Source organism: Bacillus sp. FSL M8-0063 (genome assembly GCF_038005545.1).
In the GTDB taxonomy this organism is placed as follows: Bacteria; Bacillota; Bacilli; order Bacillales; family Bacillaceae_G; genus Bacillus_A; species Bacillus_A wiedmannii.
Genome location: NZ_JBBOTJ010000001.1, coordinates 2,175,419 through 2,186,767, shown reverse-complemented (window position 1 = coordinate 2,186,767; position 11,349 = coordinate 2,175,419). Strand labels below are relative to the sequence as shown.

At 33.1% G+C, this 11,349-nt stretch carries 9 protein-coding genes, 1 pseudogene and 1 riboswitch; of the genes and pseudogenes, 1 reads left to right on the top strand and 9 read right to left on the bottom strand.

Going from position 1 to position 11,349, the window contains the following annotated elements:
• Positions 1-200: 200 nt before the first annotated feature.
• The 9 genes and pseudogenes from MKX31_RS10950 to MKX31_RS10910 all read right to left on the bottom strand — a co-directional run.
• Positions 201-470, bottom strand: a pseudogene (locus MKX31_RS10950) (thiaminase II); the annotation flags it as partial.
• A gap of 386 nt (positions 471-856) precedes the next feature.
• Positions 857-2,389, bottom strand: a complete 1,533-nt coding sequence (locus MKX31_RS10945) for an alpha/beta hydrolase (protein ID WP_340980810.1) — start codon at positions 2,387-2,389, stop codon at positions 857-859.
• An 831-nt stretch (positions 2,390-3,220) separates the two neighbouring features.
• Positions 3,221-3,553 (bottom strand): DUF898 family protein, encoded by a 333-nt coding sequence (locus MKX31_RS10940; protein ID WP_000402399.1) that lies wholly within the window; start codon positions 3,551-3,553, stop codon positions 3,221-3,223.
• Positions 3,554-4,068: 515 nt separating this feature from the next.
• On the bottom strand, positions 4,069-4,392 hold the full coding sequence (locus MKX31_RS10935; RefSeq protein WP_141669115.1) for a heterocycloanthracin/sonorensin family bacteriocin: 324 nt from the start codon (positions 4,390-4,392) through the stop codon (positions 4,069-4,071).
• Between the two features lie 445 nt (positions 4,393-4,837).
• On the bottom strand, positions 4,838-5,527 hold the full coding sequence (gene tenA, locus MKX31_RS10930; RefSeq protein ID WP_098112046.1) for a thiaminase II: 690 nt from the start codon (positions 5,525-5,527) through the stop codon (positions 4,838-4,840).
• A 124-nt stretch (positions 5,528-5,651) separates the two neighbouring features.
• A riboswitch (TPP riboswitch) is annotated at positions 5,652-5,757 on the bottom strand.
• 72 nt (positions 5,758-5,829) lie between these two features.
• Positions 5,830-6,744 carry a D-alanine--D-alanine ligase gene (ddlB, locus tag MKX31_RS10925; protein WP_064475969.1) on the bottom strand — a complete coding sequence of 305 codons (915 nt, stop codon included), beginning with the start codon at positions 6,742-6,744 and terminating at the stop codon, positions 5,830-5,832.
• A gap of 4 nt (positions 6,745-6,748) precedes the next feature.
• Positions 6,749-8,197: a MocR-like pyridoxine biosynthesis transcription factor PdxR gene (pdxR, locus tag MKX31_RS10920; RefSeq protein ID WP_000471626.1), complete on the bottom strand. Its 1,449-nt coding sequence runs from the start codon at positions 8,195-8,197 to the stop codon at positions 6,749-6,751.
• Between the two features lie 159 nt (positions 8,198-8,356).
• Complete coding sequence (locus MKX31_RS10915; RefSeq protein ID WP_064475345.1) at positions 8,357-9,400, bottom strand: homoserine dehydrogenase; 1,044 nt, start codon at positions 9,398-9,400, stop codon at positions 8,357-8,359.
• Positions 9,401-9,488: 88 nt separating this feature from the next.
• The gene (locus tag MKX31_RS10910; protein ID WP_340980805.1) at positions 9,489-10,730 is read right to left on the bottom strand and encodes an esterase/lipase family protein; all 1,242 of its coding nucleotides are present in this window, start codon (positions 10,728-10,730) and stop codon (positions 9,489-9,491) included.
• 268 nt (positions 10,731-10,998) lie between these two features.
• Between MKX31_RS10910 and MKX31_RS10905 the strand changes: the two genes are divergently transcribed.
• On the top strand, positions 10,999-11,340 hold the full coding sequence (locus tag MKX31_RS10905) for a DUF3914 domain-containing protein (RefSeq protein ID WP_098102331.1): 342 nt from the start codon (positions 10,999-11,001) through the stop codon (positions 11,338-11,340).
• Positions 11,341-11,349 lie beyond the last annotated feature (9 nt).

Below are 11,349 nucleotides of genomic sequence, written 5' to 3'. Positions count from 1 at the left end.
ACATTATAATTAAAAAATAATAATTGTTTATCTTCTATACTTTATAAAACACAACATATACATCACCACCTACTAATATTAAATATAGCACATTCGAATTATACAATATAAATAGTGTATTGTATTTGCAATTTACAATAACTTTACAAAAATAACGATAAAAAAGGTATTGTTCATTCCTATGTTCAACAATACCTTTTTTATCCAATTACTTCTTTTACATCTGTATTCACTGGCCACTTTTCTAAAGTATAAGCCATTTCCCAAAATGAATATTCATATTGGCTGCTAATAATAAAATGCTGTTTCATTCGATTTCGGTCTGCCTCTGTTACTTTTTCAGCTATTGCATCTAATCGTGTAATTTGCTCTTCAACTAAAGTACGGAACCAACCCGATGTAGAAATCCATTCTTTATAAATTGGCTCTTCTGGCTGACGCTCTTTTAAACATTCATCAATTGAGTAGAAATCAATATCATGCCCCGGTTTCGACTCAATAGTAAAAAAATATCTGATTGGTTAAACTCTTGATATTAAGAATGTTTTTATGATTATTTGGTATTAGTGTGTTCTAAATGATAATGGCTATTATTGAAGATGGCATATAAGCGATTATTAAACGATAGTCCTTCTACATCATAGATAGAAAGAATACCGTTTTTTCGTTTAGAGTATTTGTATATACTTCAAAATATTAAGACGCTAGGCATAGATCATGCCCCAAGGTTTGAGAATCTAAAGTATTTGAATAAGAAACTTTACTCCGTTCGTTATAGTTATTCACATCATAATATATTATTATTATTTCTACCTTAAGAACTGAAAATAGCTATTTAAAAATATGGCTGCTAATTTCAGTTCGATCTTCCTTGCACCCAAGTAGCAATATCATTTATAACATACTCAGGGATATTAGCGGGACTATAATATTCATCCGGTTTACTTAATTCTCCATCTCCTTCTGTAAAGAAGTGATTTAACTTTGGATATAGTCGATAATCAATGTTATCTCTCTCTTTTAATTGTTCTTTCCAATAAGGAATTTCAATTTTTGATAGAACTTGATAGTCTCTTTCTCCTTGAAGAATAAGAAGCGGTGTTTTTTGTTTTTTTGACATTTCTGCTGCTTTAATTTTACGGATAGAATCCCAATATACTGGTGGTCCTAAAGAAAAACCCTTTGGCGGATTCTGACTAGAGAAATTAGGATCCTTTAATAATTCAAACCGCGATTTGTGAAATTTATATTCTTCTGGTTTCATTTCTCCAATAGAAAGACGATACTCCAGTTGATCTAAAACATTGTCTGTGAATGCCTTGCCCGCTCCTCCCATCACAATTGCCCCAGCAATATTTTGATTTTGATTTTTTTCAATTATCCTCGGAATCATCATTCCACCTTGACTATGACCAAGAATATAAATTTGATTCTTATCTATCATAGGTTCATTTTGAAGAAAATGAGTCACAAGAAGTGCATCATCTGTTGTCTCTTTATCAACTGTATAAAAAGGACTAAGTTCTGTTTTCAATCTATGTTCATAGGTTCGTTTATTATAGCAAAGAACAGCAATTCCTTTCGAGGCAAGACCTTCAGCTAAATCACGAAATGGTTTTAAAGCATACGTTGCGGAATCCTGATCGGCTGCTCCAGCTCCATGAACAAGAATAACCGCTGGAAAAGGACCCTTTCCCTTTGGAACAGATAATGTTCCTGGTAATGGAAATGCACCACTTCCAACTACTACTTCTTTATCAACAAATGATTTAGGATTACTATATGATGGCCGATCTGCAACAGGACTAAACGGCATACTGAGTTGAAAATCATCTATTTTTCCAGATGGATCTAGTTTTATTAGTAAAGGTACAGTAATTTGTTCAAAAACTAAGTTAATCTCTACATTTGTATGAACAGAATTTGTCTCTTTTTGTGTAACCTCTCCAATTTCTATAAAAGAACCTTTTTGTAATTGCGTAGGAAGTTCTTCCCAATAGTTCTTCAACCATTTTTCAGATATTATTTTCTGTAATGATCGAGAAGTTAAATCAAATGCAGATTTATAATCTTCAGTATGCATAGAACAGACAAATGAAAAAGCAGTAGATATAACGGGATTTCCCTCTTCAATATTGTCTATTTTTTTTATATTTGTGTTTGTTTCCTTTAATGTCGATTTAATTTGGTGACTAAACGGATTATTGTATGTATTTGGATATAAACTTCTTTTCAATACGTCCTTATTCCGTCCCTCAAACAAGTTTGAATAATCCTCAAAATTTTTAGGTGACATTACTTCCTCCGCATATGAAACCGAAGGAATAGTTATCGCACAAATTGCACTGACAAGTAATAACTTACTACCCATTCTTTTTTTCGTACTCATATATATTAATTCTCCCTTCAAAATTAAAATTTTTAATACAGCATGCCTAGTACTATAAGGTCATAGATATTTTCAAGGCGATTAATAATCTACTTTACGATCCCCCTAACAGGTTAAAAAACTATTATAAACAAACTTCAATTTAAAATGCCTTCGCTCTCTTTTCCACATGTATGTTAACTCTAGAAATTACTTATTTTCTTTAAAACACTCTTGTTACTGGTTTGTTTTTCATATATAAGTCGTACCCTTTTCCCCCTTCGCGCCACTTTATATTTTTATCATATACAAAGAAAATCTCTTTTTCCTTACCTATTACTTACAAATTCCTTACATCCGAAATTGCTTTTATAATAGTACTGCAGGAACCACTGTGCCCGAAAGCGCAAAAAAAGAAACACCAATGTAATTTGCTTTGGTGCTTCTTTTTCAGGCTTTAAATTTTGATTATTTTTCTTGCTATGTAACACAAATTACATTGTGCTATATGATACAATCCTAATGTTGTTAGAATCACTTTTTTAAATGGTAAATTTATACTAGAAGGTACTCATATCCAACAGTTTAAGAAAAAGAAAAGTCTCAAAATAACTAAATGTAGAAACAGAAATTTTTCATTTAAGGATGACTTCAAAACCATTAACTTAAGAAACGGATATTCTTCAGAGCGAAAAATAAAAAGGTTTCTTTCAAAATGTATGGAATTTTTGTTCTGGAGGTATTCATATTTGTTAACTGAATGAGCATGGGCTATTTATCTATATTTTCGTTTTTCATACCATAAATAAAAATACCAGTCGTTATAGACTGGTATTATAAAGCTAATGTTTTTTAATTTATAAATGTAGTATTTTTTACTTTCCAGTCTTCAAGTTTAATGAAAACCCAGAATGAGTAGATTCCTAGAGTGATAATTGATAAGAGCAACCATTTTATCCAATTACCAAACAAGCCTACAGCAGAACCATTGAATTTCATACGGTGCCCGTTAACTACTGTATGATTTATTTTCCAACCATAAACCATACATAAAGCCCAAGGGTAACAAATACCAAGGGTAAAAACTGTAATAAGTACACCAAGGATACTCCAACCAATAAAGCTGAATAATCCACCATCAAAAAATGAGTGGCGACCATTTTTTAATTCAGAACCGATTTCCATAAAAAAACTCCTAACATATATACATTCATAATGACAAAAACAAATTATATCACAATAAAATGGTTTCAGGTCTATAAATCGTAATATAAAGTAAAATAAAATTTAAAATTCTTTTTGGATCGAGATGTTTAATTCAGAAACGTAAATATTTTCATTGGATTGGTTTTGTTCTTAGTGGAAATGGATTCTTAGCCTTGGTTGTAACAATTTATAAGGTGGTAAGATTTTTTTATGATTAAGTTTAATTATATGAGAAATATGAAAAAAGAAAGAAGGGCTGATAGCAGCCCTTCTTTTTGGTTCTGGTGCAATAAATTTACTTACGAAAGTCCAAGATCGCGTAAAGGGTATAGAACATAAAAAAGACATTTGATTGTTGATTTGAAATAAAGTCACAATGTTTATAAAAAGGTGGGATAACTTGTTTCTTTAAATGAAAGGATGCTACATGTGTTTTGATTGATTTTTTACAAAAATTGTATAATACTTCACTAATGGATTCCTTTTTTCTCTTATCAATATTCATATGTTACAATAGTACCAGTTGTATCAGTAGTACCATTAAAACCACTAAAACAATTAGAACAACTACCACAGCCACCACAACCGCCACAACCAAAACAACCGAAGCAACCAATACAACGGAATCCACCACAACGAAATCCACCACAGCGACCGCCACAACCACCACAACGACCACAACCGCCACAGCGACGAGCATCATCTTCAATATAGTAATATGGATATTGGTTTTGCTGGTCCCAATACACAATATTTCCAGATTGGTAATCATTAAGGCTTAACGCTTGTAGTTCTTGTTGAAACTTATTCATTTTCATGACCTCCGTTTATAAACTTCAACCTTTTCAATGCTTCCCTATATTTCTGTTCGTTCAATCTAAGTAGAAATAGCGCTATAAAGTGAAACTTTAATCAGTGGGGGTTTTGTTCATCCCCCACTGATTATTAGTTGAACCAATCGGACGTTTACGGACAGTTGATCTCCCACTTAACTTCTTTGCTCCAACTGAATTTTGAGGTGGGAGTTTTACTGTCCGTTAACGTGGGATAAATTAAGTTCAATACGTACACCTACAAAATATGACCTATCACTAGATAATGCACCTTGTTCATATACCTATTTTTAGGTTATTTTTCCATAGGCTCATTTTTATAAATTGAAAAAAGACGCACTTAGATTGATGCGTCTTTTTGCGATACTTCTTTTATGAAATCATATACATAGGTATTATCCATACCTATGTATAGCAATACCCCTACTCATTATCCAATGACATCTTCTACTTCTGTATTCACTGGCCACTTTTCTAAAGTATAAGCCATTTCCCAAAATGAATATTCATATTGACTGCTAATAATGAAATGCTGTTTCATTCGCTTACGGTCAGACTCTGTTACGTTTTCAGCGATAGTATCTAATCTTGTAATTTGCTCTTCAACTAGCGTACGGAACCAATCAGATCCATAAGCAGAAATCCATTCGTTATAAATTGGCTCTTCTGGCTGACACTCTTTTAAACGCTCACCAATTTCATAATATAACCAATAGCAAGGTAAAATTGCTGCAATGATATCACCTAAATGTCCTTCATACGCAGCACGATACATATGTGACGTGTACGCATATGCAGTTGGAGCAGGGATAAAATTATCTTTTTCTTCTTGTGTAATCCCTAGTTTCTTCGCAAAATTCTCATGTAAAGATAATTCTGCTTCATATGTATTTTGAGCATGGTGTGCCATACGAGCTGTCGTTTCTAATTCTAGAGCCTTTGCAGCTCCTAAAGTTTGTACTCTAGCGAAATGACTCAAATAATATGAATCTTGAAGCACGTAATAGCGAAAACTAGCTAAATCTAACGTTCCCTCGCCAAGTTTTTTTACAAAAGGATGATGAAAACTAGCTTCCCAAATTGAATCTACTTCTTTACGTAATGATTGTGAAAAAGTCATTTAAATCCCTCCAAGTAATTTATTTATTATACGTATTTATCCACAGTTATTAACGCTTTAAAATAAAAAAACTTTCTTTACAGACGTAAAGAAAGTGAAATTGACAGTATTTATTCATAAAATAGTAATGTCTTTCCCACTTCCCTACGCTGGCATTAACCAGATCAGGTACTAAGAGTCTCAAATTCTCATTTGATCTCAGCCTATATTAGGCCCCCCTAGTGGATAAATATTAAGTTTTCGTATTGTATTCATCATAACATACTTCATGTTACTGTCAAAAGTATTCATGATACCGCTACTTAAAATCCTTCTTCTTTTCTTACTCTCAATGAAGTTTCAATAATCATATCTAATAGTTTACTATAATGAATACCAGCTGCATCTGCACTTTTCGGTAGTAAACTTGCTTGTGTCATCCCTGGTAATGTGTTAATCTCCATTACATATGGAATACCATCCTTCACCATCATATCCACTCTTGCATAAACGCTGCATTTTAATGCTTTATAGCAAGCCAGTGACGCTTCGTTTACACGTTCCTTCAATTCTCTTGGAAGTTCGATAACTTCTTCAATTGTACTAACATCATCATATTTTGCATTGTAATCAAAGAACTCAGCTGCATGTCGGATTGAAATAATAGGTAACTGTTTTCCATCAAAAATGGAACATGTAATCTCATCACCTTTTATATACTTCTCTATTACTACTTCAGAATCCCATTCAAACACAGTTTCCAGCATTGAAATTAATTCATCTTTATCATATACAATCTTTACCCCAACACTTGATCCGCCAGAGTTGGGCTTTACCACTAACGGAAATCCTAACTTATCTAATTCATCAAGATTTAGATCCGCCATTTTTGTAAGTTCAATCCAATCGGGTGTTTCTATACCTTCATAGCGTAAAATCTTTTTCGAAATATTTTTGTCCATACATATACCGCTAGATAACATATTGCTCCCGCTATAAGGAATCCCTAAACTTTCAAGCGTGCCTTGAACCGTCCCATCTTCCCCGTATTTTCCGTGTAATGCGAGGAGCGCAAAATCAATGTCTTTCGCTTTTTCGATTAAATCCATTTTTTCATTTAATGTAATTGGTACGATTTCATATTTATTTTTATCTAAATTTGCAATCATTTCATTTCCAGTCATAATTGATACTTGTTTTTCAGAGGATACTCCACCCATAATAACGCCAATTCTCATTTCCTCAACTCCAAATTTCATTTTTTATTGTATCACCGATTATTTTTATTCCACGAACTATTTCTTCTTCTTTCAGACGTGAAAACCCTAATCGAAAAGTAGTCGCTCCTCCTCCATCAGAATAAAAAACATCTCCAGGAGAAAATGTAACCCCTTGCTCATAACACTTTTGTAAAAGTGTGCGGGCATGAATTTTTTCTTCTAACTCTATAAATAAATGAAGTCCACCATCACCGGTCATTCTTTGAAACGGAATGTACTCGTTACACGCCCCAACAGCTAACTCATATTTTTTCTTATAAACTGATCTTGCCTTTTTTAAATATTTTTCAAAATATCCTTCATGTAAATATTGAAATAGAACAGCTTGATCTAACGTAGATGTGTGAATCGTTCTTGCTCTTTTTACACTTTCTAAATGATGAATCAGTTCTTTATCTGCGATAATCCAGCCTACACGTAAACCAGGGAAAAGTACCTTTGAAAAGCTACTAATATAAATTACATTATTACCAGCTCCAGCAAAAGTTAATAATGGTGCTAAATGCGAACCTGAATAACGTAGCTCCTCATTAAATCCATCTTCTATAATAGGAACCTTATATTTTGAGAATAATCTCATCAGTTCCGTTCTTTTCTCCGAACTCGTAACAATACCGGTTGGATTATGATAGGAAGGAATTAAATACGCGAAATCAAACTCTTTTTCACGCAAACTTTTTTCTACTTCGTTTGTATCGATGCCATCTTCATTCATATTAATTCCGTGAACTTCAAGTCCATGTAAACGGAAAAGCTTCAATGCCGCATGGTGAGTTGGATTCTCACAAATAACCCGCCCTGATTTCTTCGATAACGAGGATAGTACGATGTCTAATCCTTCTGTAAATCCATTTGTAATTAAAATATCTTTGTTCGAAATATCTACACCTTTCATTTCCATATAATGAAGTAGATAATTCATTAAAGGTCTATAACCTTTTGCGTATCCGTAGTTTAATACGACATCCCCTTCAATGGACATACGAGTAAGAAAAGCTCTTTTGAAATTTTCCACATCAAATAGCTTTTCGTCCGGAGCAATGCTATTAAAAACAATCATTCCTTTTTCCCAGCGAACACCATGTTTCATTAAATCTAATTCATCCGCTAATAAGGTAACTGTATTAAGTTTATTTTTCCAATCTATTTCAACAGACGAAGTGTTCGATATATCAACCTTCGCTACAAAATTCCCTTTACCTTTAACTGCATAAATGAGTCCTTCTTGCTCTAAATCTGCATAAGCAGCGAGCACAGTATTTCTGCTCACACTTAGTAATTCACTTAGTTCCCTAGTTGAAGGGATTTTTTGATCCCCGAGCAAATGACCTTTCATAATCATCTTTTTCAAATAATCTTTCAATTGAATATAAACAGGACGATCTTTCACAACTTTAAAATCTTTAAACAATTCCTTACCCCCTGCAATCATTTTTGCATATTTATTTCTTTCTCAAAAGGTCCACTACATATGTATTTTTTATAAAGGGCGGTACGGTCTTATAAAGTGGAACTTTAATCAATGGGCTGTTATCGCCCACTGATTATTATCCCTCACGAACCAGGTGTTTTACTGCCTGTTACTAAGTGATAAATCTTTACGGTATAAGTTAATTATATCTTTTAAAGCTGCTGCTGCGGCTCCGCGTGGATTTGATGCACCACCAATTGTAGTAACTTGCCCCATCGTATCAGTAAAGAAGGTAATTCCTTTTTCTGTCCCATTTACATTTGCTAGCGGATGATCTTTATCTATTTCGTGTGGCTCCACATGAAGAGCCACTTTACCATCCTTATCCGTATATGCTGAAGCTATTAATTTAATATATTTATTATGGTCTTTAGCATTTCGAATTAGTTGTTGTGTAACATGTTCGATTCCTTTTATATGTATATCGGTAAGCGTATTTTCTGTTCCCATTAAACTGTTTGTCAAAAGTAACAATTTACACGCACTATCAGAACCACTTACATCTAATATTGGGTTCGTTTCAGCAATTCCTTTACTTTGCGCTTCTTTCAGTGCTTCTTCAAACGTAATATCTTCCTCATTCATTTTTGAAAGAATATAATTTGTAGTCCCGTTTAATATTCCTTCTATTTTTTCAATATGGCATCCAGCTAAACTAAATTGCCCAATATCTAGTGTCGGTAATGCCGCAGCAGTTGCACCACTATATCGAATTCGTACATTTGCGATTTTTGCTGCTTCATTTATTTCTCTCCAGTTTGTAACGAGTGCGCCTTTTGAAATTGCGACAATATCCATATGTTTCTCAATCGCTTGTTTTATATATTGTTTTCCTGGATTTCCATCTTTAAGGTTTGTAACTGTTGATTCTACTAATACAGTTCCACTTATGCTAGTTGTTGCTCGTTCCTTCGGATGATGTTCAATATATTCTTCAATTGCAGCGCTACCGCCACCATACATTAATAAGTGATGAATAGATAATCCGTCCTCATTATGTATTGCAACATTTCTACCTAATACACCACTTACCACTAAATCTATTCCATATATTTCATTTATATATAAATTTTTTTCATTTAATAATTTTATAAACTCTCTTCCTACTGTTCCATATCCTGATAATACAACTTTTATTTTCATAATATACCCCCCATATTTTTCTACCATATCCCTCTTTCAATATAATATAAAGCGCTCTCGAATTCCATCGAGAGCGCTTTATTATTACCTATTTTGGTAATCTTGATAACTTTTCTGCAATTGTTCTATAAAACTCTTGAATGCTAGAAAAACCTAACGTGTCTGAAACACTAAGTCCTACCATATCGAGATGGTCCCAATTTGCTTTCGTTTCAATATGATTCCATTTTCCAATCTGTAAAGTCTCATTATTATTTACCGAAGTGTTAGAAGAAGGCGCGATCATAGAATTTGTATTTACTACACCATCATTTTGCCACCAAGAAGTATCAATGAATGGACGGTTTTCTTCATATCTTGCATAGGAACCTAAGAAAAATGCATTACCCATTAACACTTTATTCATCGTTATATGAGGTAGATGTAAACCTGTAATAAGTGCTGCTTGTGATGCATGTCCACTATAGGATAAGTAATACACATCTGATTGCGTCTTTACCCAATTATTAAGCTCCTTTGCACCATCTGTACTTAAATCCCATTGACTTATATCTTTTGTATCTTTCCAAAGTGAACTATTTACAATACGATCAGTGTATTGGAAAAAAGACTCTCCAGTATTCTTTTTTATACCCCATTGATCCAATTTAAAATCATATAACGATAAATTATTATTCCCTCCAAAACTTGCAGCTGTAATAAGCAAATCTTTAACGAACGGTACTAGAAGACTACCATCCGCAAGTGTCGTGCCATTGTGAGGAGTTGCTAATGTTGTCACACTATGAACAAATGATTTCTTGCCCTCAAATAGTGGTGAAATATTCGTGTTCGGATGATTTTTCACATAATTTTTTTCTTCAAAACTACCTTCTTTTAATAGCTGTACTAATGTTCTAATCGTTTGTCCACCCATGCTATGCCCAACTAAATGAACTTTATTTGTTTCACTCCAATTCGATGCAAAACCACTATAAGTTCTGCCAAAACGATTATGTCCATGTTTCTCAGCATGTGCGGCACCGTAGTCTACTGTACCACCGTTAATTTGCGCATATAATTCACATGCGCGATCCCAGTTACTAGAAACAGGTCCAACAGCAGCAGTATGTACTGTATAGCCACTTCTTTTTAAATCTTCTTGTATATCATGAACACCACCCCAATATTTAACCCCTAACATTTCCTCTCTACCCCACCCTGCAAATCCATTCACTAGTATGATAGGGTAATTATTTTGTTGCTTCTCTTCAGCGTATGTTGTTTTTACTGTGAACGAAAAAACAGTCACTAATGCGAAAAAACATATTTTTAAAATTAACTTCCCCATTCTTTCTCCCCCTTAATAAAACGTTTACATATTTCTATTAAAAATAAGTTTTTAACTTAAACATAATGTAAAGTATTTTATATACATTGTATATACAGAAAACATACACAAATGTTGATAAATATTAATCCAAGTAAGCATTTACCTTTTACAATACAACTTGTAAATCTTATTATTTGAATTTATAATTAGGTTTAGTTTCCTCAAGTTAAATAGCTTTAAAAATTATAAGAAAGCTAATTTCATTACTTAAGGAGGAGGAAAAAGCATGCAAATCGGAATAAATACTCATACACTACCTCAACCTACTAAATTAACCCCTACTTCTCTTGAGCGTAATATTATCTCTTCTAGTAAACTTGAAGATAAAAAATCAAATGATCCAATCAAGTTTGATATTCGTTCATCTGAAAAAGAAATGAAACAACCTGAGCATAAATTTAACGAATTAGATTTATGGAAGATGTTAAAAGATAAAGGTGTTCCTTTATGGATCATACTTGAAATGCTACAAAGGTCTCGTAAGGAAAAAGAATCTCAAAATAATTCAGTTCAAAATTCAAATGCGATTGAAGAACCGAGCGAGACGCGATTAAATGAAGTAATGTAAATTATGTTA